The sequence below is a fragment of the Saccharothrix sabaoui genome, from assembly GCF_051756985.1.
Lineage (GTDB): Bacteria > Actinomycetota > Actinomycetes > Mycobacteriales > Pseudonocardiaceae > Actinosynnema.
The window spans coordinates 38,825-64,916 of the sequence record NZ_JBPKJK010000021.1; the positions used below are offsets into that span (position 1 = coordinate 38,825).

Annotated in this window: 6 protein-coding genes and 1 pseudogene; 4 read left to right on the forward strand and 3 right to left on the reverse strand. The window is 76.5% G+C overall.

Annotation, left to right across the window (positions count from 1 at the left end):
- Positions 1-86 precede the first annotated feature (86 nt).
- A complete protein-coding gene (locus tag ACR807_RS09245) occupies positions 87-2,090 on the reverse strand; it encodes an aminotransferase class III-fold pyridoxal phosphate-dependent enzyme (RefSeq protein ID WP_438920806.1) in 2,004 nt (667 codons plus the stop codon).
- Between the two features lie 10 nt (positions 2,091-2,100).
- A complete protein-coding gene (gene ccrA, locus ACR807_RS09250; protein WP_438920807.1) occupies positions 2,101-3,447 on the reverse strand; it encodes a crotonyl-CoA carboxylase/reductase in 1,347 nt (448 codons plus the stop codon).
- Between the two features lie 136 nt (positions 3,448-3,583).
- Here ccrA and ACR807_RS09255 point away from each other — a divergent pair, with 136 nt between their 5' ends.
- The 4 genes and pseudogenes from ACR807_RS09255 to ACR807_RS09270 all read left to right on the forward strand — a co-directional run bounded on the left by ACR807_RS09255 (position 3,584) and on the right by ACR807_RS09270 (position 23,869).
- Entirely contained in the window at positions 3,584-14,587 is an 11,004-nt protein-coding gene (locus tag ACR807_RS09255; protein ID WP_438920808.1) for a beta-ketoacyl synthase N-terminal-like domain-containing protein, read from the forward strand.
- A gap of 11 nt (positions 14,588-14,598) precedes the next feature.
- Positions 14,599-20,433: pseudogene (locus tag ACR807_RS09260) on the forward strand (thioester reductase domain-containing protein); the annotation flags it as partial.
- 35 nt (positions 20,434-20,468) lie between these two features.
- The gene (locus tag ACR807_RS09265) at positions 20,469-22,088 is read left to right on the forward strand and encodes an HAL/PAL/TAL family ammonia-lyase (RefSeq protein ID WP_438920809.1); all 1,620 of its coding nucleotides are present in this window, start codon (positions 20,469-20,471) and stop codon (positions 22,086-22,088) included.
- On the forward strand, positions 22,085-23,869 hold the full coding sequence (locus tag ACR807_RS09270) for an AMP-binding protein (RefSeq protein WP_438920810.1): 1,785 nt from the start codon (positions 22,085-22,087) through the stop codon (positions 23,867-23,869). The genes ACR807_RS09265 and ACR807_RS09270 overlap by 4 nt, the downstream gene beginning before the upstream one ends.
- Before the next feature lie 641 nt (positions 23,870-24,510).
- On the opposite strand, the gene ACR807_RS09275 is transcribed toward ACR807_RS09270, so the two are convergent.
- A complete protein-coding gene (locus ACR807_RS09275) occupies positions 24,511-25,644 on the reverse strand; it encodes a hypothetical protein (RefSeq protein ID WP_438920811.1) in 1,134 nt (377 codons plus the stop codon).
- Between the last annotated feature and the right edge of the window lie 448 nt (positions 25,645-26,092).

The following is a 26,092-nucleotide window of genomic DNA, read 5'->3' on the forward strand; positions in this document are numbered from 1 at the left end:
CCGGCGACGCGGTCCCGTCCCGGAGCCCGGGGCGGGACCGCGCGTCGTCGTGGGCCGCCCAACCGACGAGCGCCAGCCGGCGAGCGTCAACCGGTGAGCGCCGCGGCCAGCTCCGCCGGGACCTCGTCACCGAAGCCGGGGGGCAGCGCGAACCCCGCGGGACCGCGCCCGGACGCCGACGAGCCGGTGAACTCCCCGCTCACCACCACCACGTCGAAACCCGCGCCGCGCGCCGCCGCGACCTGACCCGCCACCCCGGCCGCCACCGCGTCGGCCGACAGGTGCGGCCCGACCAGCAGCGGGAACACCGACACCGCCACGTCGGGGTCCCACGCGACCGCGGGCAGCGGCGCCATCGCGTTGACCGCCGCCGCACGGGCGGTGAACGCGCGCAGCGCCGCGTCGTCCGACCCCGCCAGCGCCGGGTCGAACCGCCGCAACCGTTCCGGCTCGCCCAGCGGCGCCACGAACGCCACCCGCGTGCCGCCCCCGGCCGCGACCGCGCCGGGGCCGCGGAAGTCCCTGGTCCCCACCGACGTCGCCGGGTCCACCAGGTGCAGCGCGTCCTCGTGGCGCAGCACGTCGCACACGTCCCGCAGGCCCGCCGCCAGCCGCCGGACGGACTCGTCGTCGATGCCGCTCGACGGCTGCACCCGCAGCGTCCCCGGCGCGCTGCCGGTCGGCATCAGCCGCAGGTCGTGCCTGCGCAGCAGGAACCCCGACACGGCGAACCCGAAGAAGCCGCCGCGCGCGTAGTCGCGGATCAGCGGCGAGGCGCAGTCGGACCGGTCGGCGAACTCGAAGCCCAGCAGCAGGCCCCGCCCGCGCACGTCGGCCACCACGTCCGGGTACTCCGCGCGCACCTCCTCCAACGCCGCCCGCAACGCCGCGCCCCGCTCGGCGGCCCGCCGGTAGGCCGCGCCGTCGTCGCGCTCCAGCATCTCCAGCACCTTCTCGGTGATCGAGCAGGAGAAGCTGTCCTTGGCGTAGGTGGAGCTGTGCAGCAGCTCGAACTCCTTGACGTACCGGGACTCCCGCACCAGCAGCACCGACGTCTTGGCGAGCCCGCCGCCGACCGCCTTGGCGAGCGTGCAGTAGTCGCCGACCAGCCCGATCGCGGCGCCCGCGAAGAACGCGCCGGTGCGGCCCGCGCCGGTCTGGATCTCGTCCACCACCAGCGGGCAGTCCAGCACCCGGCACACCTCGGTGATCCGGGCCGCCTGCTCCGCGGTCAGCGCGGTGATGCCGCCCTCGCCCCGCACCGGCTCGACGAAGAACGCGGCGACGAAGGGCACCGGCCGCCGCCGCACCCCCACCACCCCGTCGACCGCCACCACGTCCAGCACGTGCGGCTGCTCGGCCTCGGCCAGCTTCACCGCGTCCTCGCAGGAGTCCGCGGCGACGAACCGGGTGTGCGCCCCGAGCCCGCCGAACGGCACGCGGAAGACGGGGTTGTGGGTCAGCTGGAGGCTGCCCACCAGCTTGCCGTGGAAACCGCCCTCCAGCGCGAAGAAGACCGGCGGGTGCGCCAGCGCCGCGGCGTTGTGCCGCCCCGCCGCCTCCAGCAGCTCGGCGACCCCGCCGCCCGCCGCGACGGCCTCGGCCTCCGGTGACAGCCGCAGCGGGTCCGGCCCACCGGCCGCCGCCCCGACCCCCGCGGCGTGCTCGGCGACCTCCGCGCCCAGCGCCCCGACCCGCACCACCCGTGCCAGTTCGGCGTGCTTCACCGCCGCCTCGACCGCCTCCGCGCCGCTGTTGGCGAAGATCGCCGAGTACGGCTCGCCGGGCGACAGCTCCCGCTCGGCGATCACGTTCAGCGCGGCGGCGACCCGCTGCGCCTCGGCCCGCTTCGAGAGCTGCGCGTGCGCCGGGGTGCCCGCGTCCAGCAGCGACTTGGCGTGCGCCACCAGTTCCGGGTGGTTGTGGCCGAAGAACAGCGAACCGAAACCGCCGACCAGGTCCAGCACCGGCGACCGGCGCCCCGGGTCGGTGGTCCGGTGCAGCAGGTCGCCCGCGCCGTGGTCGTACTCCACGTCCAGCCCCCACGCGGCGAGCGCGTCGCCCAGGAAGCGTTCCGCGTGTTCCCTCATGCCCAGCCCCTCACATCGACGCGGCGGACCGGAACGGCCGCAGCGGGTTGATCCGGTCCTCGCCGATCCGGGCGCGCAGCTCCGGTGCGGTCACGCCCAACCCCCGCTCGGGGGCCAGGCAGAGCACGCCGACCTTGCCGACGTGCCCGTTCTCCTGCACCAGCCGCGCCGCCTCGCCCGCCGAGGCCAGCGGGTAGAGCGACGACAGGGTCGGCGCGATCGCGCCCGAGGCCACCAGGCGGGTCAGCTCCAGCTGCTCCTGGAGGTTCGCGCCGTGGCTGCCCACGATCCGCTTGAGCCGCATCCACAGGTAGCGGTTGTCGAACTCGTGGCGGTAGCCGGTGCTCGACCCGCAGGTCACCACCGTGCCGCCCCTGCCCGCGACGAACACCGAGATGCCGAACGTGGCGCGGCCGACGTGCTCGAACACCACGTCGGGGTCGCGGCCCGCCCCGGCGCGGATGACCCGGCCCAGCCGCTTGCCGACCTCCACCGTCCGCTCGGGCGAGAAGTCACCGCCCACCAGGCCGATGTCGGCGCGTTCCACGACCACGTCGCAGCCCAGCGCCCGCGCGGCCTCCGCCTTGCGGGCCGAGCCGACCACGCCCACGGCGATACCGCCGCCGTTCTTCACGAGCTGCACCGCGTACGCGCCCAGGCCGCCGGTCGCGCCCCACACCAGCACCACGTCGCCCTGCTTCATCCGGGCGCCGTGCTCGCCGACCAGCATCCGGTAGGAGGTGCTGCCGCACATCGGCGACACGGCCGCCTCCTCCCACGTCAGGTGCGGGGGCTTGGGCACCAGCATGTTGGCGCGGGCGACGGCGAACTCGCCCATGCCGCCGTAGTTCGTCTCGTAGCCCCAGGCGCGCATGTCCACGCCGAGCATCGCGTCCTCGTGGGTCGCGGGCTCCTCGTCGTCCACGTGCACCGGGTGCACGACGACGTGGTCGCCGACCTTCCAGCGGCGCACGCCCGACCCGACCCGCGCCACGACGCCCGCGGCATCGGAACCGACCACCTGGAACGGCTGGTCGTGCCGGGCCGCCCACCCGCCCTGCGCGCCGTAGCGGCGCAGGAACCCGAACGTCGGCATCGGCTCGAACGTCGCCGACCAGACCGTGTTGTAGTTGACCGAACTCGCCATCACCGCCACCACGACCTCGTCCGGCGCCAGTTCCGGCATCGGCACCGGACCGACCCGCAGCGACTTGCGCACGTCCTTGTCCGCCACCCCGGCGAACATGTCCGCGTCCTCGGCCCGCAGGTGCGCGGCCTCGTACTCGCCGGGCAGTTCCAGGGCCGCGAGGTGCGCCGCGGGCCGGTTCTCGACAATGGCTTCTGCAAAGGGGTTCACGACAGCTCCACACGCCGGGGCGGGTCCGTTCCGCACGCTAGCGGCGGGCGGTGGTGGTTCGTTCCTCGCGCGTTCTTCGCACCCGGATTACCGCGGAGTTCCGGTGATCCGGACGCCCGTCGATACGTTTCGGCACGTGGCTGGAGAAGCGCAACGAGAACCACGTGGTACCGATCCCGTCGCGATCGTCGGGCTCGCCTGCCGGTTGCCCGGCGCGGACGGGCCCTCGGACTTCTGGCGGCTGCTGAGCGAGGGGCGCGACGCGATCACCGACGCGCCCGCCGACCGGTGGCGCGACGCGCCCGTGCGGGTGCGCCGCGGCGGGTTCCTCGACGACGTCGCGGGCTTCGACGCCGGGTTCTTCCGGCTCACCCCGCGCGAGGCCGCCTCGACCGACCCGCAGCAGCGCCTGGTGCTGGAGCTGGGCTGGGAGGCGCTGGAGCACGCCGGCCTCGTGCCCGCCGCGCTGCGCGGCACCGACGTGGGCGTGTTCATCGGCGCGACCGCCGACGACTACGCGCGCCTCACCGACCGCGCCGGCCCCGACGCGGTCACCCCGCACACCCTGGCCGGCCTGAACCGGGCGCTGCTGGCGAACCGGCTGTCCTACCTGCTGGGCGCGCGGGGCCCCAGCGCCACCGTCGACACCGGCCAGTCGTCGTCGCTGGTGGCGGTGCACCTGGCGGCGCAGAGCGTGCGCTCCGGCGAGTCGGAGCTGGCCGTCGCGGGCGGGGTGCAGCTCAACCTGGCGGGCACGTCGACCGTCGCCGCCGAGCGGTTCGGCGCGCTGTCCCCGGACGGCCGGTGCCGCGTGTTCGACGCCCGCGCCAACGGTTACGTGCGCGGTGAGGGCGGAGCGGTCGTGGTGCTCAAGCCCCTGGCGCGGGCCCTGGCCGACGGCGACGAGGTGTGGGCGGTCCTGCGCGGCGGCGCGGTCAACAACGACGGCGGGGGAGCGGGGCTGACCACGCCCGACGCGGACGCCCAGCGCGCCGTGGTCACCACCGCGCACGCCGCCGCCGGGATCGGGCCGGACCAGGTGCAGTACGTGGAGCTGCACGGCACCGGGACCCGCGTCGGCGACCCCGTGGAGGCACGCGCCCTGGGCGCCGCGATCGGCGCGCACCGCCCGGCGGACCGCCCCCTGCTGGTCGGCTCGGTGAAGACGAACGTCGGCCACCTGGAGGGCGCGGCGGGCGTCACCGGCCTGCTGAAGGTCGTGCTGGCGCTGCACGCCGGCCTGCTCCCGGCGAGCCCGGGGCACGAGGAGCCGAACCCTGACATCGCGTTCGACGAGTGGCGGCTGCGCGTGCACGACCGCCTGTCACCGTGGCCGCGCCCGGACGAGCCGCTGATCGCGGGCGTCAGCTCCTTCGGCATGGGCGGCACCAACTGCCACCTGGTCCTGGCCGCGGCCCCCGGACCGCGCGGGGCGGGGACCGGGGACACCGCCCACCCGCCGGCGCTCGTGGGCGGCCCCCTGGCGTTCCCGCTCTCCGCGCCCGACGACGACGGCCTGCGCGCGCAGGCGGCACGGCTCGCCGACTGGGTGCGCGAGCGCCCCGACGCCGCGCCCGCCGACCTAGCGCACTCCCTCGCCGCCACCCGCACCGCGTTCACCCGGCGGGCCGTCGTGGTCGCGGGGGAGCGCGGCGCCCTCCTCGGTCGCCTCGACGCGCTCGCCGTCGACGAGCCCGCCGCCGGGCTTGTGACCGGCTCGGCCGGGGACGGGGTGCTCGCCGCGCTGTTCACCGGCCAGGGCGCGCAGCGGCTCGGCGCGGGGCGCGAGCTGCACGCCGCCCACCCGGTGTTCGCCGCCGCCTTCGACGAGGTCTGCGCCCACCTCGACCCGCTGCTCGACCGGCCCCTGCGCGACGTCGCCTGGGGCACCTCCGCCGAGGACCTGGACGACACCGCCTACGCGCAGCCCGCCCTGTTCGCCGTGGAGGTCGCGCTGCACCGGCTGGTCACCGCGCTCGGCGTGCGCCCCGCCCTGCTGCTCGGCCACTCCGTCGGCGAGCTGGCCGCCGCGCACGTCGCGGGCGTGCTGACCCTGCCCGACGCGGCCACCCTCGTCGTCGCGCGCGGCAGGCTCATGGGCGCGCTGCCGCCGGGCGGCGCGATGGCCGCCGTCGAGGCCACCGAGGACGAGGTGCTCACCGACCTCGCCAACCTCGCCGACCTCGCCGGTCGGGTGGGCGTCGCCGCGGTCAACGGTCCCCGCGCCGTCGTCGTCTCCGGTGACGCCGACGCGGTGGACGCGCTGGTCCAACGCCTGCGCGCCAGGGGCCGCCGCACCCGCGGGCTGCGGGTCAGCCACGCCTTCCACTCGCACCGCATGGACCCGGTGCTCGACGAGTTCCGCGCCGTGGCCCGTTCCCTGTCCTACGCCGAGCCCGCCGTTCCCGTCGTCTCCAACGTCACCGGTCGCCCCGCCCGCCCGGGGGAGCTGACCGATCCCGAGTACTGGGTGCGGCACATCCGCGGGACCGTCCGCTTCGGCGACGGCGCGCGGCGGCTCGCCGAAGCCGGGGTCACCGCCCACCTGGAGCTGGGCCCGGACGCGGTGCTCGCGCCCGCGGTCCGCGCCGCCGTCCCCGGTGACGCCTTCGCCGCCGCCCTGCGCCGCGACCGCCCCGAGCCCACCGCGCTCGTCGAGGCGCTGGCGACCCTGCACGCCGCGGGCGTGGCCGTCGACCTCGCCGCCCTGACCGGCGGTCACCGCGTGCCGCTGCCCACCTACGCGTTCCGCCGCCGCAGGCACTGGCTGCCCGATCCCGCCGACTCCTCCGCCCCGGCCGACCCGACCGCCCCGGCCGGTGAACTCCTGCCCGAGCAGCCCCGGCAGTCCGCCGAACCGCAGCGGCCCGAACCGCAGCGGCCCGAAGCCCGGCGGCCCGACACCCTGCGCCTGGTCCGCGTGCACACCGCCGCCGTCCTCGGCCTGGACACCGCCGCCGGGATCGTCCCCGACCGGTCGTTCCGCGACCTCGGCGTCACCTCCGCCACGGGCGTCGAGCTGCGCGACCGGCTCGCCACCGCCCTGGACCGGGCACTGCCCGAAACCCTCGTCTACGACCACCCCACCCCCGCCGCCCTCGCCGCGCACCTCGCCGAAAGCGGCGCGGACGACGACCCGGACGACACGACCCCCGGGACCCCGCGCGCGGCCCTCGACGACGACCCGGTCGTCATCGTCGGCATGGCCTGCCGCTTCCCCGGCGGCGTCCGCGCCCCGGAGGACCTGTGGCGCGTCGTCGCCGACGGGGTCGACGCCATCGGTCCGTTCCCCACCGACCGGGGCTGGGACACCGACCGCCTCCGCGACCCCGACCGCCCCGACGCCACCCCCGTCGACGAGGGCGGCTTCCTGTCCGGCGTCACCGGCTTCGACGCCGCGTTCTTCGGCGTCAACCCGCGCGAGGCCGCCGCGATGGACCCCCAGCAGCGGCTGTTGCTGGAGACCTCCTGGGAGGCGCTGGAACGCGCGGGCGTCGACCCCGCGTCCCTGCGCGGCACCGACACCGGCGTCTTCGTCGGCACCACCTACCAGGAGTACGGCCCCCGCCTCGGCGAGCCCGGCCAGGGCTCCGCCGGCTACCGCTTCACCGGCACCACCCCCAGCGTCGCGTCCGGCCGCATCGCCTACGTCCTGGGCCTGCACGGCCCGGCGATCACCCTGGACACCGCCTGCTCGGCGTCCCTGGTCGCCGTGCACACCGCCTCGGCGGCCCTGCGCTCCGGCGAGTGCTCCCTGGCGCTGGCGGGCGGCGCGACGGTCATGCCCACCCCCGGCGTGTTCGCCGAGCTCGGCCGCCTCGGCGGCCTGTCGCCGCGCGGTCGCTCCAGGGCGTTCTCCGCCGACGCCGACGGCACCGGCTGGGCCGAGGGCGCGGGCGTGCTCGTCCTGGAGCGCCTGTCCGACGCGCGCCGCCACGGCCACCCCGTGCTCGCCGTCGTGCGCGGCAGCGCCGTCAACTCCGACGGCGCGTCCAACGGCCTCACCGCACCCAACGGCGCGGCGCAGCGGCAGGTCATCCGCCGCGCCCTCGCCGCGGCCCGCCTGTCGCCCGCCGACGTGGACGCCGTCGAGGCGCACGGCACCGGCACCCGGCTCGGCGACCCCATCGAGGCCGCCGCCCTGATCGCCACCTACGGCCAGGACCGCGACACCCCGCTGTGGTTGGGCTCGGTCAAGTCCAACATCGGCCACACCCAGGCCGCCGCGGGCGTCGCGGGCGTGATCAAGGTCGTGCAGGCCATGCGGCACGGCGTCCTGCCCCGCAGCCTGCACGCCGCCGAACCCACCCCGCGCGTCGACTGGGACGCCGGGGCGGTCCGGCTGCTCACCGCGGCCGTCGACTGGCCGCGCGACCCCGACCGGCCGCGCCGCGCCGGCGTCTCCTCCTTCGGCATCTCCGGCACCAACGCCCACCTGCTGCTGGAGGAACCCCCGCCCGCCGACCCAGACGAGCCCGCGGCGGACGTCGACGGCCCGGTGATGTGGCCGCTGTCCGCCGCGACCCCCGAGGCGCTGGCCGCCCAGGCCGACCGGCTGGGCGAGCACCTCGACGCCCACCCCGGCCTGCCCGCGGCCGACGTCGCCTGGTCCCTGCTGCACACCCGCACCCCGTTCCCGCACCGCGCCGTGGTCACCGCCGGCGACCGCGCTGCCCTGACCGCCCTCGCGGGCACCGCGCCCACGACCGCCGCCACCGGCACCGCCACCGACCCCGGCGGCGTCGTGTTCGTCTTCCCCGGCCACGGTTCCCAGTGGCCCGGCATGGTCGCCGACCTCTACGCGGAGGAACCCGCCTTCGCCGCCCGGTTGCGTGAGTGCGCCGCCGCCGTCGACCCCCTGGTCGACTGGTCCCTGCTGGACACCGCGCTCGACCGGCCCGGCGCGGCCGACCGCGAGACCTCCGACGTGGCGCAGCCCGTGCTGTTCGCCGTCATGGTGTCGCTGGCTGCGCTGTGGGAGGCGCACGGCGTGCGGCCCTCGGCCGTCGTCGGCCACTCCCAGGGCGAGCTGGCCGCGGCCTGCGTCGCCGGGGCGCTGACCCTGGCCGACGCCGCGCGGGTCGTGGTGCGCCGCAGCCGCGTCTACGCGGAACTGCTCACCGGCCGCGGCACGATGGCCGCCGTCGAGCTGTCCGCCGCCGACACCCGCGCCCGCATCGCCGACCGCGCCGCCCGGCTGGAGGTCGCGGTGGTCAACGGCCCGCTCGCGGTCACCGTCGGCGGCGAGCCCGACGAGGTGGACCGGTTCGTCGCGGGCTGCAAGGAGGACGGCGTCCGCGCCAGGGTCGTGGTCCGGGCGGGCGCGTCGCACTGCGCGATCGTCGAACCGCTGCGCGAACCGCTGCTCGCCGCCCTGGCGGGCATCGCCCACCACCCGCCCACCGTGCCGTTCTACTCCGCGATCACCGGCTCCCGCCTCGACGAGCTGGGCGACGACCACTGGTTCCGCAACGTCCGGGAGCCCGTGGACTTCCAGGCCGCGGTCACCGCCCTGCTGGCCGACGGGCACGGCGCGTTCGTCGAGTGCGCCCCGCACCCGGTGCTGGCCGCCGCGGTGCTGGACACCGCGGACGCCACCGGGTACCGACCCGCCGTGCTCGCCACGCTGCGCCGGGGCGAAGGAGGCCGGGCGCGGTTCCGCCGCTCCCTGGCCGAGGCCCACGTCCGCGGCGTCGCCGTCGACTGGGACGTCACCCTGCCCGGGGCGCGCCGCGCCGACCTGCCCACCTACCCGTTCCAGCACCGCCACCACTGGCTCACCGCCGGCTCCGGGACGCCCGACGTCTCGGCCGCGGGCCTCACCCCGGCCGGGCACCCGCTGCTCGGCGCGGTCGTCGCCGACCTGGGCGGCGACCGGGTCGAGCTGACCGGCCGCGTCACCGCGAACGCCCCGTCGTGGGTCGCCGACCACGCCGCGTCCGGCACCGCCCTGCTGCCCGGCACGGCGTTCGTGGAACTGGCGCTGCGCGCGGGTGACGAGATCGGCGCGCCCCACCTGGCCGAGCTGACCGTCGAACGGCCCCTGCCGCTGCCCGCGGGCCGCCCTGTGCTGCTGCGCGTGGTCGTGGAACGCGACGGCGGCGCGGTCGCCGTGCACGCCCGCCCCGAGGACGGCTCCGGCCCGTGGACCCGGCACGCCTCGGGCACCCTCACCGCCCAGCCGGCCCCGCCCGACGACGAGGCGGGCGACTGGCCGCCGTCGGGCGCGGAACCCGTGGACGTCAGCGGCTTCTACGCCGACCGGGAGCGCGACGGCTACGGCTACGGCCCGGCCTTCCGGGGACTGCGCGCCGCCTGGCGGCACGGCGACGAGATGTGCGCTGACGTCGCCCTGGACCCCTCCCGGCACGCCGAGGCGCGCGGTTTCACCGTGCACCCGGCCCTGCTGGACGCCGCCCTGCACGCCGAGCTGCTGCGCGCACCCGCCGAGCCGGGCGTGCTGCGGCTGCCGTTCGCCTGGACCGGCGTGTCGGTGCCGGCGGCGGGCGCGACCGCGCTGCGCGTGCGGGTGCGCCCCGCGGGCGGTGAGGCCGTGCGGCTGACCGCCACCGACGACACCGGCCACGTCGTCGCCGTCGTCGAGTCCCTGCTGTTCCGGCCCGTGCGCCCGGCCGACCTCACCGCGGGGCCCACCGGCGGCGGCGCGCTCTACGGCCTGGACTGGCGGCCCCCGGCGGCCGCCGCAGGGAGCACCCCTACAGGGAGCACCCCCGTCGGGAGCACCCCCGTCGGGAGCACCCCCGTCGGGAGCACCGCCGTCGCGGTGCTGGAGCCGCCCTCCGGCGCACCGGCCGCCACCGTGCTGGCCGCCCTCCAGCGGCACCTGGCCGACGGCCGGCCCGAACCGCTCGCCGTGGTCACCAGGGGCGGCGTCGCCACCCGGGACGCCGCCGAGGTCACCGATACCGCGCACGGCGCCGCCCGCGGCCTGGTCCGCTCCGCGCAGGCCGAGTTCCCGGGTCGCTTCCTGCTCCTGGACGCCGACCCGTCAGCGGACCCGTCAACCGACGCCGACGCCGTGCGCCGCGCCGTCGCGGCCCTGGCCGCCGCCGGGGAGGACCAGGGAGCGCTGCGCGGCGGCGACCTGCTGGTGCCCAGGCTGACGCCCGTCGCGGGTGCCGCGCCGCCCGTCCTCGACCCCGAGGGCGTCGTGCTGGTCACCGGCGGCACCGGGGCCCTCGGCGGCGGTCTGGCCCGCCACCTGGTCACCCGGCACGGCGTCCGGCACCTCCTGCTCGTCTCCCGACGCGGTCCCGACGCGCCGGGAGCCGCCGAGCTGTGCGCCGACCTCGCCGAGGCGGGCGCGCGCGCCACCGCCGTCGCCTGCGACACCGCCGACCGCGCCGCGCTCGCCGCCCTGCTCGACGGGCTCGACCGGCCGCTCACCGCCGTGCTGCACCTGGCCGCCGCCGGTGACGACGCGCCCCTGGAGGAGCTGACCGCCGACCGCCTGGCCGCCGTGCTGCGGCCCAAGGTCGACGGCGCGCGGCACCTCGACGAGCTGACCCGCGACCAGCCGCTGCGCGCGTTCGCGCTGTTCTCCTCGGCCGTCGGCGTCCTCGGGACCCCGGCGCAGGCCGCCTACGCCGCCGCCAACGCCCACCTCGACGCCCTCGCCCAGCGCCGCCGCGCCCGAGGCGTGCCCGCGGTGTCCCTGGCGTGGGGACTGTGGGACCTGGACAGCGGCCTGGGCGCGCTCGACGCGCGCGACCTCGCGCGCCTCTCCCGCGCCGGGCTGGCCCCGATGTCCGCCGACGACGGGTGGGCACTGCTGGACAGCGCGCTGGGCGCGGACCGGGCGCTGCTCGTGCCCGCCGCGCTGGACCTGCCCGCGCTGCGGGAGCGCGCCCGGCGCGGCGACGTGCCACCGCTGTTGCGCGGCCTCGTCCGGGGACCCACCCGCACCGCCGCGGGCGCCGGTCGCGCCCCGGGGACCGGGTACGCGGCCAGGCTGACCGCACTGTCCGCCGCCGACCGGGACCGGGAACTGCTCGCCCTGGTCCGCGGCCACGCCGCCGCCGTGCTCGGCCACGACCCCGCCGACACCGCGGCCGTCGACCCCGAGCGGGCGTTCCGCGAATCCGGCCTCGACTCGCTGACCGTGGTCGAGCTGCGCAACCGGCTCGGCGCGGCCACCGGCCTCACGCTGCCCGCGACCCTCCTGTTCGACCACCCCACGCCCGCGGCGCTGGCCGCGCGCCTGCGCACCCTCCTGCTCGGCGGGGCGGAGCACGTCACCGCGACCACCCGCACCCGTCCCACCGACGACCCGATCGCCGTGGTCGCGCTGGCCTGCCGCTTCCCCGGCGGCATCACCGGCCCGGAAGACCTGTGGCGGCTGGTCGACGAGGGCGGCGAGGCCATCGGCGACTTCCCGGCCGACCGGGGCTGGGACACCGCCGCCCTGTTCGACCCCGACCCGGCGCGGCGCGGGCGGTCCGCCACCCGGCGCGGCGGCTTCCTGCACGACGCGGGCGAGTTCGACGCGGACCTGTTCGGCATCAACCCGCGCGAGGCGCTGGCGATGGACCCGCAGCAGCGGCTGCTGCTGGAGACCTCCTGGGAGACCTGGGAGCGTGCGGGCATCCCCCTGGCCGAGGTGCGCGGCAGCCGTACCGGCGTGTTCCTCGGCGTGGCCTACCACGACTACGCGGTGCGCGCCGCCGAGGTGCCCGAGGGCGTCGAGGGCTACCTGATGACCGGCTCGGCGGGCAGCGTCGCGTCCGGTCGCGTCGCCTACGCGTTCGGCCTGAACGGGCCCGCGCTCACCGTGGACACGGCGTGCTCGTCGTCGCTGGTGGCGCTGCACCTGGCGGTGCAGTCGCTGCGGCGCGGCGAGTCGGACCTGGCGCTCGCGGGCGGGGTCAGCGTCATGTCCACCCCCACCACGTTCGTCGAGTTCTCCCGCCAGCAGGGCCTGGCCGTGGACGGTCGGTGCAAGTCCTACGGCGAGGGTGCGGACGGCACGGGCTGGTCGGAGGGTGTGGGGGTGCTGTTGCTGGAGCGGTTGTCCGACGCCCGCCGCAACGGCCACCCGGTCGTGGGCCTGGTGCGCGGCACGGCGATCAACCAGGACGGCGCGTCCAACGGCCTGACCGCCCCCTCCGGCCTCGCCCAGGAGCGGGTCATCCGGGAGGCGTGGGCCGACGCGGGCACCACAGCGTCCGAAGTGGACTTCGTCGAGGGGCACGGTACCGGCACCCGGCTCGGCGACCCGATCGAGGCGGGTGCGCTGCTGGCGACCTACGGGCAGGACCGCGACACGCCGCTGTGGTTGGGTTCGGTCAAGTCCAACATCGGCCACACGCAGGCCGCCGCGGGTGTCGCCGGGATCGCCAAGGCGCTCCAGGCGATGCGGCACGACCGCCTGCCGCGCACCCTGCACGCCGACACGCCGACGCCCGAGGTCGACTGGTCCTCCGGCGCGGTCCGGCTGCTGCGGGAACCCGTGCCCTGGCCGCGCACGGCGGGCAGGCCGCGTCGGGCGGGTGTGTCGTCGTTCGGGATCTCGGGCACCAACGCCCACGTGATCATCGAGGAGGCGCCGGAGGTCGAGTCCGGACCGGGGGTTCCGCGTCCTGTCGGGGTGCCGGTGCCGGTATCGGTGCCGGTGGTGCTCTCGGCGGCGACGCCGGGCGGGTTGCGGGGGCAGGTCACGCGGTTGCGCGCCCACTTGGCCGATCACGACCTGCTCGACACCGCCTACAGCCTCGCCACCACCCGCTCACCGCTGCCGCGCCGCATCGCGGTCGCGGGCCGCGACACCGCCGAGGTGCTCGCCGCGCTCGACACCGCGGTGCCCGAGCAGGCCGCCGCCCGCCGCCTGGGGTTCGTGTTCTCCGGGCAGGGTGCGCAGTGGGCCGGCATGGGGACGGCCCTGGGCTTCGCCGCCGAAGGGGACCTGGACCGCACGGAGTTCGCGCAGCCGGCGTTGTTCGGGTTCGAGGTCGCGCTGTTCCACCGGTTGCGCTCCTGGGGTGTACGGCCGGACGTCGTCGCCGGGCACTCGATCGGTGAGATCGCCGCCGCGCACGTCGCCGGGGTGCTCGACCTGGACGACGCGTGGGCGCTGGTCCGGGCGCGCGGCAGGCTCATGCAGGCCCTCCCGCCGGGCGGCGCGATGGTCGCCGTGGAAGCAGGGGAGGACCTGGTCCGGCCGCTGCTGCGCGACGGCGTGTCGGTCGCCGCCGTCAACGGGCCGCGGGCGGTCGTGCTCTCCGGCCCGGAGGACGCCGTCACCGCCGTGCTCGCCGGCTTGAACGGGTACCGGCACAAGAGGTTGGCCGTTTCCCACGCCTTCCACTCCGCCCTCGTGGAACCGATGCTGGACGACTACCGGCGCGTCGTCTCGGGGCTGGTGCTGCGCGAACCCGTGCTGCCCCTGGTGTCCGGCCTCACCGGCCGCCTCGTCGGGCCGGGGGAGGTCACCGACCCGGAGTACTGGGTGCGGCAGGTCCGCGAACCCGTCCGGTTCGCCGACGCCGTCACCGCCACCGCCGCCGACCTGCTGGTGGAGATCGGTCCGGACGCCGTCCTCGCGCCGGTGGTCACCGACCGGCCGGTGGTGGTGCTGGACCGCCGTGGCGGTGACGAGGCCGCCCTGCTCACCGCCGGGGTCGCGCGCCTGGCCGCGCTGGGCGTGCCGGTCGACTGGGAGGCGTTCTTCGACGGCACCGGCGCACGCCGCGTCGACCTGCCCACCTACGCCTTCGACCACCGGCACTACTGGATCGCCGACGGCGCGTCGCCGGTGCTCCGACCGGACCCGCCCGCCGAACCCGTCCCGCCCGTCGACCTGGCCGCGCTCGCCGACGCGGACCTGCTCGACGTGGTGTGCGCGCAGACCGCCGCCGTCCTCGGCCGCGGTGACGCGGAGGTCGACCCGCACCGGGCGTTCCGCGAGCTGGGCTTCGACTCGCTGACCGCGGTCGAGCTGCGCAACCGGCTCGTCACCCTGTCCGGCCTGGACCTGCCGCCGACGCTCGTCTTCGACCACCCCACCCCCGACGCGCTCGCCGAGCACCTGCGCGACCGGCTGCGCCCCGACGACACCTCGCTGGAGGAGCTGTTCGCGCTCGTCGACGGCGAACTCGGCCCGGAGGAGAGCGACCACCGATGACCACCCCAGCCGAGCAGAAGCTGGCCGCGTACCTCAAGCGCGCCACCACCGAACTGCGCCGCACCCGGGAGCGCCTCGCCCGCCTGGAGGCCGCCGACGACCCGATCGCCGTCGTGTCCGCGGCCTGCCGCTACCCCGGCGGTGTCCGCGCGCCGGAGGACCTGTGGGCGTTGCTGGACGGGGGGCGGGACGCGATCGGCGACTTCCCGACCGACCGGGGCTGGGACCTCGACGGCCTCGCCACCACCTCCGACACCCGCCGCGGCGGGTTCCTCGACGACGCGGGCGACTTCGACCCGGCGTTCTTCGGCATGTCCGCCCGCGAGGCGCTGGCCGCCGACCCGCAGCAGCGGCTGCTGCTGGAGACCGCCTGGGAGGCGGCGGAACGCGCCCGCCTCGACCCGTCCTCCCTGCGCGGCACCCGCACCGGGGTGTTCGCGGGTTTCGCGGGGCAGACCTACACCGACATGGACCGCGGCGCGGAGGAGCTGCGCGGCTACCTGCTCACCGGTAGCGCCGCCAGCGTCGCCTCCGGCCGCGTCGCCTACGCGCTGGGCCTGCACGGGCCCGCGCTCACCGTGGACACGGCGTGCTCGTCGTCGCTGGTGGCGCTGCACCTGGCGGTCCGGTCACTGCGGTCGGGGGAGTGCGACCTGGCGTTCGCGGGCGGGGTGACCGTCATGTCCAGCGCCGGCGCGTGGGTCGAGTTCTCGCACCAGCAGGGCCTCGCGGTGGACGGTCGGTGCAAGTCCTACGGCGAGGGTGCGGACGGCACGGGCTGGTCGGAGGGTGTGGGGGTGCTGTTGCTGGAGCGGTTGTCCGACGCCCGCCGCAACGGCCACCCCGTCCTGGGTTTGGTGCGCGGCACGGCCGTCAACTCCGACGGCGCGTCCAACGGGCTCACCGCGCCCAACGGCCCCGCCCAGGAGCGCGTCATCCGGGAGGCGTGGGCCGACGCGCGGGTGACACCGTCCGAAGTGGACCTCGTGGAGGGGCACGGTACCGGCACCCGGCTCGGCGACCCGATCGAGGCGGGTGCGCTGCTGGCGACCTACGGGCAGGACCGCGACACCCCGTTGTGGCTGGGGTCGCTGAAGTCCAACCTCGGCCACACCTCCGCCGCGGCGGGCGTCGGCGGTGTGCTCAAGGTGCTGCTCGCCCTGGCGCACGAACGGGTGCCGCGCACCCTGCACGCCGAGCAGCCCACCTCCGCCGTCGACTGGACCGCGGGCGCGGTGCGGCTCGCCACCACCGAGCAGCCCTGGCCGCGCACGGCGGGCAGGCCGCGTCGGGCGGGTGTGTCGTCGTTCGGGATCTCGGGCACCAACGCGCACGTGATCATCGAGGAGGCGCCGGAGGTCGAGGCCGAGCAGGAGGTTTCCCGTCCTGCCGGGGTGCCGGTGCCGGTGGTGCTGTCGGCGGCCACGTCGGGCGGGTTGCGGGGGCAGGTCGCGCGGTTGCGCGCCCACCTCGCCGACCACGACCCTGCCGACCACGACCTGCTCGACACCGCCTACAGCCTCGCCACCACGCGTGCCACCCTGCCCCACCGGCTCGCCGTCACCGGCCGCACCCGCGACGAGGTGCTGGCCGCCCTCGACACCGCCGAGGAGCTCCGCCCCGTCACCCGCAGCCGCCTGGGGTTCGTGTTCTCCGGGCAGGGCGCGCAGTGGTCAGGCATGGGGGCGGCCCTGGGGTTCACCGCCGAGGGTGACCTCGACCGCACGGAGTTCGCGCAGCCGGCGTTGTTCGGGTTCGAGGTCGCGCTGTTCCACCGGTTGCTGTCCTGGGGCGTGCGACCCACCGCGGTCGCGGGCCACTCGATCGGCGAGATCGCCGCCGCGCACGTCGCCGGCGTGCTCGACCTGGACGACGCGTGGGCGCTGGTCCGGGCGCGCGGCAGGCTCATGCAGGCCCTCCCGCCCGGTGGGGCGATGGTTGCGGTGCGCGCCCCCGAGGAAGCGGTGCTGCCGCTGCTGCGCGACGACGTGTCGATCGCCGCCGTCAACGGGCCGCGGGCGGTCGTGCTCTCCGGCCCGGAGGACGCCCTCTCCGCCGTGCTCGCCGACCTGGACGGCTACCGGCACAAGAGGTTGGCCGTCTCCCACGCCTTCCACTCCGCCCTCATGGAACCGATGCTGGACGACTACCGGCGCGTGGTGGCCGGGTTGACCCTGCGCGAACCCGTGCTGCCCCTGGTGTCCGGCCTCACCGGCAAGGCCGTCAGCCCCGGCGAGGTCACCGACCCGGAGTACTGGGTGCGGCAGGTCCGCGAACCCGTCCGGTTCGCCGACGCCGTCACCGCGCTGCGCGCCGACGTGCTCGCCGAGATCGGCCCCGACGCCGTCCTGGCCCCGGCGATCAGCGACACCCCCGTCGTGGTGCTGGACCGCCGTGGCGGTGACGAGGCCGCCCTGCTCACCGCCGGGGTCGCGCGCCTGGCCGCGCTCGGCGTGCCGGTCGACTGGGAGGCGTTCTTCGACGGCACCGGCGCACGCCGCGTCGACCTGCCCACCTACGCCTTCGACCACCAGCGCTACTGGCAGCACACCACCGCCTCCGGCGACCGGGGCACCGGACACCCGCTGCTGACCGGCGCGGTCACCGACGCCGACGACCGCGTCACGCTCACCGGCCGCCTCGTCCGCGCCGACCACCCCTGGCTCGCCACCGACCGGGTGCCCGCGACCACCTGGGTCGAGGCCGCCCTGCGCGCCGCCGACGAGTCCGGCTGCACCACCGTCGACCGGCTCGACGTGGACGTGCCCCTCGACCTGCCGGCCGGTCGCGCGGTCGACCTGCTGGTCACCGTCGACCCGGCCGACGCCGACGGCCGCCGCGCCGCCCGCCTGCACGCCCGACCCGGCGACCTCGGCGCGTGGACCCGCCACGCCCACGCCGTCCTGAGCCCCACCGCCGCACCCGCCACCCCTGCCGCCGCCGTCCCGGACGGCGAGGGGGAGCCCGTCACCACCGACGACACCGGCGCGTACCTGCTGCACCCCGCGCTGCTCGCCGACACCCTCGGCGACCGCACCCGCTGGCGCGGCGTCCGCGTCCACGCCTCCGGGGCCCGCTCCCTGCGCGTCCACCTCGACGGCGACCGGCTCACCGCCACCGACCCGACCGGGCACGTCGTCGTCGAGGCCGCCTCGGTGACCGCGTCCGCCGCAGTGACCGCGTCCGCCACGGTGACCCCGGTCGTGCCGCCCGGCGACCTCTACCACGTCACCTGGGAACCCGTGCTGCTGCCGCCCGGCGACCACCCCGCCCCGGCCGTGCACCGCGTGACCGACCCCGGCTCCGGCCACGAGACCCTCACCGCCGCCCAGCGGTGGCTCACCGGCGACGACCCCCGCCCGCTGGTCGTGCTCACCCGCGACGCGGTCGGCCCGCACGGCGCGGTCGCCCCCGTCTGGGGCCTGCTGCGCTCCGCCCAGTCCGAGCACCCCAGCCGGTTCGTGCTCCTCGACAGCGACCACGACGACGTGCCGCCCGACGTGCTCGCCGCCGCCGCGGCCTCCGGTGAACCCCAGCTGGCGCTGCGCGCGGGCCGCGCCACCACGCCCCGCCTCGCGCCCCTGCCCGCCGGTCCCGCCACCGGCGGCTGGCCGTCGCACGGCACCGTCCTCGTCACCGGCGGCACCGGCGCCCTCGGCGCGCTGGTCGCCCGCCACCTGGCCGGCCGCCACGGCGTGCGGCACCTGCTGCTGACCAGCAGGCGCGGCCCGGACGCACCCGGCGCGGCCGACCTCGTCGCCGAACTCGCCTCGCTCGGCTGCCGCGCCACCACCGCGGCGTGCGACGTCGCCGACCGGGACGCCCTGGCCGCCGTCCTCGCGGACGTCGAACCACCCCTCACCGGCGTCGTGCACGCCGCGGGAGCCCTGGACGACGGCGCGTTCACCGCACTGACCCCCGCGCGACTGGCGACCGCGGCCCGGCCCAAGCTGCTCGCCGCCCACCACCTGCACGAGCTGACCCGTGACGCGGACCTCCGCGCGTTCGTGGTGTTCTCCTCCATCGCCGGTGTCCTCGGCGGACCCGGCCAGGGCAACTACGCCGCCGCCAACGCCGGGCTGGACGCCCTCGCCGAGCACCGCGCCGCCCTCGGCCTGCCCGCCACCTCCGTCGCCTGGGGCCCGTGGGCCGTGGACGGTGGCGGCATGGCCGCCGCGGGCGACCTGCGCAGGGTGCGCCGCGAGGGGTTCGGCGCGCTCACCGCCGACCGCGGCACGGCCCTGCTGGACGCCGCCGTCGCCGCGGGCCACCCCGTCACCGTCGCCTGCCCGATCGACCTGGCCGCGGTGCGCGCCCAACCCCGCACCGCGCCGCTGCTGCGCGGCCTCGCCCGCCGGGGCGACCGCCCCGCCGCCGCCGAACTCGCCGAGCGCGCGGACGACCTCGCCGGCCGGCTCGCCGCGCTGCCCGCCGACCGCCGCCTCGACCACCTGCTCACCGTCGTCCTCGACCGGGTCGCCCGGCAGCTCGGCCGTCCCGCCGACGAGGTGCCCGCCGACACCGCGTTCCCCGCCCTCGGCTTCGACTCGCTCAGCTCCGTGGAACTGCGCAACGCCCTGGACACCGCCACCGGCCTGCGGCTGCCCCCGACGCTCGTCTTCGACCACCCCACGCCCGCCCTGGTCGCCGACCACCTCCTCACCGCCCTCACCGGCGCCGCCGCACGCGGAGGCGACCAGGTCGACCCGGAGGCGGACGTGGTGCTGCCCGACGACATCCGCCCCGCCGCCGAGGTCACCACCCACGCCCCCGACCCGCGGCACGTGCTGCTCACCGGCGCCACCGGCTTCCTCGGCGCTTTCCTGCTGCGCGACCTCCTGCGCGAGACCACCGCCACCGTGCACTGCCTGGTCCGCGCCGACGACCCCGACCGGGCGCTGCGCAGGCTGCGCGACAACCTCGCCTGGTACGAGCTGGACCTCGACCTGTCCCGGGTCCGCGCCGTGCCCGGCGACCTCGCCGCGCCCCGGCTCGGCCTCACCGAGGACGACTTCGACGCCCTCGCCCGCACCGCCGACCTCGTCGTGCACTCCGGGGCCCGGGTCAACTGGCTCCAGCCCTACGAGGCCCTGCGCGCCGCCAACGTCGGCGGCACCACCGAGGTGCTGCGGCTGGCCGCGCGGCACCGCACCGTCCCCGTCCACCACGTCTCCACCACCGGCGTGTTCGCCCGCCCGGTCGCCCCCGGCACACCGCTGCGGCCCGAGGACCCGACCGGTCCGCCCGCGCTGCTGCGCACCGGCTACACCCGCAGCAAGTGGGTCGCGGAACAGGTCGTCGGCCTGGCCCGCGACCGCGGGCTGCCCGTCGTGGTGCACCGGGTCGACCTGGTCTCCGGCGACCGCGCCACCGGCGCCTGCCAGACCCGCGACTTCGTCTGGCTCAGCGTCAAGGGGATGCTCCAGGCCCGTGCCGTCCCCGCCGACGTGGGCGGCCGGTTCCAGTTCGTGCCCGTGGACTACGTCAGCGCCGCCGTGGTCGCCCTCACCCGCCGCACCGACGCGGCGGGCCGCACCTTCCACCTCTCCGGCCGCGGCGCCATCGGCTTCGCCGGGATCGTCGCGCACCTGAGGTCGTTCGGCCGTGAACTGGCCGAGGTGGACCGCGTCACCTGGCGCGCCCGGATCACCGCCGATCCCGGCAACGCGCTGCTCCCGCTGCTGGAGTCGTTCGACGCCGCCTCCGCGGGCGGCGCGGACCTCTACCTGCCGGTCGACAGCTCCGCCACGGACGCCGCCACCGGCCTGGAGCGGCCCGAGCCCACCGCCGAGCTGATCCGCACCTACCACGACTTCTTCACCCGGGCGGGCTACTTCCCACGGTGAGCGCCCCGCCCCGAGCACCCCGAAAGAGGACCTCCATGATCACCCCCACCGAGCGCCTCGCCCGGCTCCACGAGGTGCCGCTGGACGGGCGCGCCCTCGCCCTGGACGACATCGTCGACATCGCCCGGAAACCGGGCACGCGCACCGTCGTCCTCGACGAGGGAGCCGTCCGGCGCATCGACGAGTCCAACGCCATGAAGCACCGCCTCATCGACTCCGGAACCCCCATCTACGGGGTCACCTCCGGGTTCGGCGACAGCAACCGCAGGCAGGTGTCCAAGCGCAAGACCGCCGCCCTCCAGGACAACCTCGTGCGGTTCCTGTCCGCCGGCGTCGGCCCGCGGGCCGCCCCCGACGTCGTGCGCGCCACCATGGTCGTGCGCGCCAACTGCCTGGCCCTGGGGCACTCCGGCGTGCGCCCCGAACTGGTCTCCGCCCTCATCGACATGATCAACGCCGACGTGCTGCCGCTGATCCCCGAGCGCGGCACCGTCGGCGCCAGCGGCGACCTGGTGCCGCTGAGCTACCTCGCCGCCGCGCTGACCGGCCACGGCCGCGTGCTGCACCGGGGCGAGGAGAAGAGCGCCGGCACCGCCCTCGCCGACGCCCGGATCACCCCGCTGGTGCTGGAGGCCAAGGAGGGCCTGGCGCTGGTCAACGGCACCTCGTTCATGGCGGGCTTCGCCGTGCTGGCCCTGCACGACGCAGCCGAGATCGCGTTCGCCGCCGACCTGTGCACCGCCATGACCAGCCAGGTGCTGCTGGGCAACCCCGGGCACTTCGCGCCGTTCCTGTTCGACGCCAAACCCCACGAGGGCGTGCTGGACAGCGCCGCCGTGATCCGCTCCGCCCTGCTCGGCGATATCGGCGCCGACAACGGCGTCCGCCGCACCGACGACGACTTCGCCGAGCTGGAGCGGCCCATCCAGGACCCGTACTCGATCCGTTGCGCCCCGCACGTCACCGGCGTGCTGCGCGACACCGCCACCTGGGCGCGGCACTGGCTGGCGGTGGAGGTCAACTCCGCCAACGACAACCCGCTGTTCGACGTGCCCGAGGGCAGGGTCCGCAGCGGCGGCAACTTCTACGGCGGCCACGTCGCGCAGGCCATGGACGCGCTCAAGACCGCGGTGGCCGGCGTCGGCGACCTGCTCGACCGGCAGCTGGAGCTGGTCGTGGACGAGAAGTTCAACAACGGCCTCACCCCCAACCTCATCCCCAGGCTCGGCCCCGACGACTACGAGGCGGGGTTGTTCCACGGTTTCAAGGGGATGCAGATCGTGGCGTCCTCGCTGGCCGCCGAAGCGCTCAAGTGGACGATGCCCGCCGCGTCGTTCTCCCGCTCCACCGAGGCGCACAACCAGGACAAGGTCAGCATGGGCACCATCGCCGCCCGCGACGCCCGGTCCGTGGTGGAGCTGGTGCAGCGCATCGCGGCCATCCACCTCATCGCGCTGTGCCAGGCCGCGGACCTGCGCGGCCTGGACGCGCTCAGCGCACCCACCGCCGCCGCGCACGAGGCCGTGCGCGAGGTGTGCGGGTTCCTCGACCACGACCGGCCCCTGGACGCCGACATCGAGCGCGTCGCCACCCTCATCGCCGGCGGCGGGCTGCGCCTGGCCGTGGAGCGGCACACCGCCGCGGTGGCCCGATGACGGGGGCGGTGGCGGCCACCGCCCGGCTCACCCGCTCCAGGCTCCCGGACGGCAGCGAGGTGCTCGGCTGCGACGAACCGCTGGCCGACCACCTGCCGACCCTCGCCCACTCGCTGCGCCACTGGGCCGCCGCCACCCCCGGCGCGGTGCTGGCCGCGGAGCGGGCCGGTGACGGCTGGCGCGAGCTGACCTACGCCGAGGCCGCCACCGGGGCCGCCGCGCTCGGCCAGGCCCTGCTGGACCGCGGGCTGGGCCCGGACGCCCCGCTGCTCGTGCTGTCCGGCAACTCCCTGGACCACCTGCTGCTCACCCTGGCGTGCCACCTCACCGGGGTGCCGGTCGTGCCGGTCAGCGCCGCCTACTCGCTGCGCGCCACCGGCCACGCCCGGCTGCGCGCCATCGCCCGGCTCGTCCGCCCCGGCCTGGTCCACGCCGACGACGGCCACCGGTTCGCCGCGGCGCTGGCCGCCGTCGACGCGCCCGCCGTCGTCTCCCGAGGGCCGGGCCCCGCCCTGGCGGACCTGCGCGCCACCACGCCCACCGACGACGTGGAGCGCGCGTTCGCCGCGCTGACCCCCGACACCACGGCGAAGGTGCTGTTCACCTCCGGCTCCACCGGGACGCCCAAGGGCGTGCTCAACACCCACCGGATGCTGTGCGCGAACCAGCAGATGCTGCGCCAGGTCTGGCCGTTCCTGGCGGCCGGACCGCCCGCGCTCACCGACTGGCTGCCGTGGAGCCACACGTTCGGCGGCAACCACAACCTCAACCTGGCCCTCACCAACGGCGGGAGCCTGCACGTCGACGACGGCTCCCCGCTGCCCGGGGCGTTCGACCGCACCGTCGAGGCGCTGTGCTCGGTGCCCCCCACGGTGTGCGTCAACGTGCCGGCGGGGTACGCGCAGCTCGTGCAGCGCTTCACCGCCGACCCGGCGCTGGCCGAACGCGCCCTGTCCAGGGTGGAGGTCATCCTGTACGCGGGCGCCGACCTGCCGGACGAGCTGCGGACCGCGCTGAGCGCGGTGGCCCGCCGCGCGACCGGCCGCGACGTGCCGGTGGTGTCCTCCTGGGGCGCCACCGAGACCGGGCCCGCAGCCACCTCCACCTACGGCGGGGCCGACCGGGGCATCGGCGTGCCGCTGCCGGGGGTGCAGGTCAAGCTGGCGCCGGTCGCGGGCAGGCTGGAGATCCGGGTGCGCAGCGCGTCGGTGACCCCCGGCTACCTGGGCGGTGTCCTCGCCGAGGCGCTCGACGAGGACGGCTTCTACCGCTCGGGCGACGCCGTCCGGCTGGTGGACGAGGACGACCCGCGCCGGGGCCTGGTGTTCGACGGCCGCATCGCCGAGGACTTCAAGCTGGCCAGCGGCACGTGGGTCGTCTCGGGCAGGCTCCGCAACCGCCTGCTGTCCGCCGCGGGCGTCCTGGCCGACGCCGTCGTGGTCGGCGACGACCGCTCCCACGTGGCCGCCATCGCGTGGCCCCACCCCGGTCGCGTGCGCGACCTGCTGGGCGAGGTCGCGGACCCGGAGACCGACCCGCTGCTGCACGCCCACCTGGCGCGGTGCCTGGCGCAGCTGAACGGGGGCGCGGGCGCGTCGGCGCGGGTCGACCGCCTGCTGGTGACCACCGCCCCACCGGACATCGACGCGGGGGAGGTGACCGACAAGGGCCAGCTCAACCGCCGGGCGGTCCTGGACCACCGGGCCGACCTGGTGGAGCTGCTCTACGCCGACCCACCGCACCCCGCGAGGGTGGTCCAGTGGGTCGCCCCGGCACGCTGACCCGCGCGGTGCGGGACACGGGCACAGCTCCGGCTGCCGCACCGACAGGTGCCTCGACCCCTTCTCGCGTGTCGCGTGGACCGGCTCTGCGCTCGCTGGGCGCCCTGTCGTGCCCCGCGATCCGCAGGGGGTCGGGTCACGCCGCCTCCGCATCGCTGCGGTCCGGTCGCGGTGTGCGCCACACGGCGTGGTGGCGTGCACGACCCGAGCCGGTCCGCACCGGCCGCCGGCGGGGCGACCGTCACCATCGTCGAACACCCCCGGAGCAGTGCTCGGAGGCTGTGTCGTGGTGCTGCACGGCAACGATGGTCACGGCAAGACGACCTGGCGTTGCGCGCCGGTGCTGTCGGTGTTCCCGGTCGCGCTCGTCCGGGCGGTGATCTTCCGGGACGACATCCCGGTGTGACCACGAGCCCGCGCCACGTCGCGCCGCGCTGTCGCCGAGGGCGCGTCGCGACTTCGTCCGAAGGGGACGAGTCCCCTCACGAGTGGCTTCGTCGACGGTGACTTCTCCGAACCCGGGGGTACCCGGAGCCCGGCTCGCGCTCACCCGCCGGACTCCCGCGGAGCGGGATCGGTGCCCGGGACTCCCGAAGGGGCGCCCGCCCCGGACGGCGAGAGCCCGGGGTGGGCGGCGGGTGTCAGCGGGACGGGGGCGTGGCGACCGGGGTCCAGCGGACGCCCTTCCAGGTGCCGTCGGCGGTAGCGCTGCGACCGACCACGACGCCGTGGTTGTTCAGCGCGACCGGCGTGCTGTGGGTGCCGCCCAGCGAGTCGAGGTAGGTGAGCCGCCCGTCGCGCCAGAGGAACACGCGGGTCGACGAGTGGTCCGGCGACGAGGCGTGCCCGATGACGTCGCCGCGCTCGTTGATCGCGGTCGCCACGGAGTTGCCGGGCACGCCGAGGTCGACCTGCTTGCCGCCGGCGGGCCACAGCACCGCGCGGGACGTGCCGTTGTCCAGCACCCAGCCGACCGCGTCGCCGCGCTCGTTGAGGGACTGCTCGCCGTGGGCGAGCCGGCCGCTCTCCGACAGGACGGTCACCTCCTCGCCGTCCCAGCGCAGCGCCACCATGCCCCGGTTGGCGACGACCACACCGGCCTCGTTGATCGCCTCCGGGTCGTACGTGCCGTAGCCCGGACCGGGTTCCAGCTCCGCGCACGCGCCGCCGGTGCAGCGGAACGCACCGAACTCCTGGAAGGAGGCGGAGGCGTAGCTCGCCGCGACGACACCGGCGTCGTTGATCGCGTACGTCGACACGTGGTCACCGGCCACCGGCAGCTCCACGTGCCGCTCGCCGTCCCACACGGCGGCGTGCTGCTCGCCCCGGGCCGACGTGGCGTACGACATCGGCACGGTGCCGTCGTCGTTGATCACGTGCGCCAGTGCCCACGCGGCTCCCGGCGGGGCGATGACCTTCCGCTGACCCGCGAACCAGACCCAGGGCTTCTGCGTGTCCGGCACGCCGTCGGAGGTCAACCCGAGCACCTTGCCGTTCCGGTTGATCGCGCCGGCCAGACCGGGGCCGAGGTCGGTCGCACCGCCGCGCGGCGCCCACAGCACCGCGCGCGTCAGCCCGTCGCCCTGGGCGCTGCCGATGACCTGGCCGAGGTCGTTGACACCGGTGGGGTGGTAGCCGAGGGTGCCGGGCAGGCCGGTGACGGCCGGCAGTTCGGCGATGACGTGCGTGGCGGACGCGACCGCCGCGGGAGTGGTGGCCAGTGGCAGGGCTGTCGCGAGCGCCAACACGGCCAGCGACGCGCGTAAGTCGGGCATGATCGCTCCGTTGCGAGTATGTCCTGAAGTGGTACTGGATCGATCAACGGTAATCCCCGCGCGCCCGCGGCGGTGTCGGCCGGACAGCGCAACGGTCCGCGGAACCCCTGGGCCGCACGGAGGTCCGCGGATCGCCGGGTCCTGTCCCGGTGTGCCGGGGTCGGGTGTGCGCACCGGTTGTCGCCCGCGGGGCGTGAGGTGCCGCGGTCGCGGGTGGTGGCGGCGTTGGAGGCCGGGAAGGCCGAGGGTGCGGTGATCGCGTGTGTCGACCGCATCGGTCGGGCCGGCAACCCGGCCGGTGCCTGCCCGGCAACCCCCGGCCCGGATCTCGACTCGATACGCCGGAGGCTCGATGAATGCCCGGCGCGCCGACTTTCCGGGGTGTACCACCTAATGGGTGATTACGGGCTGGCGCGGATAATTTTCAGGTGACGTTCGGTAATTCATG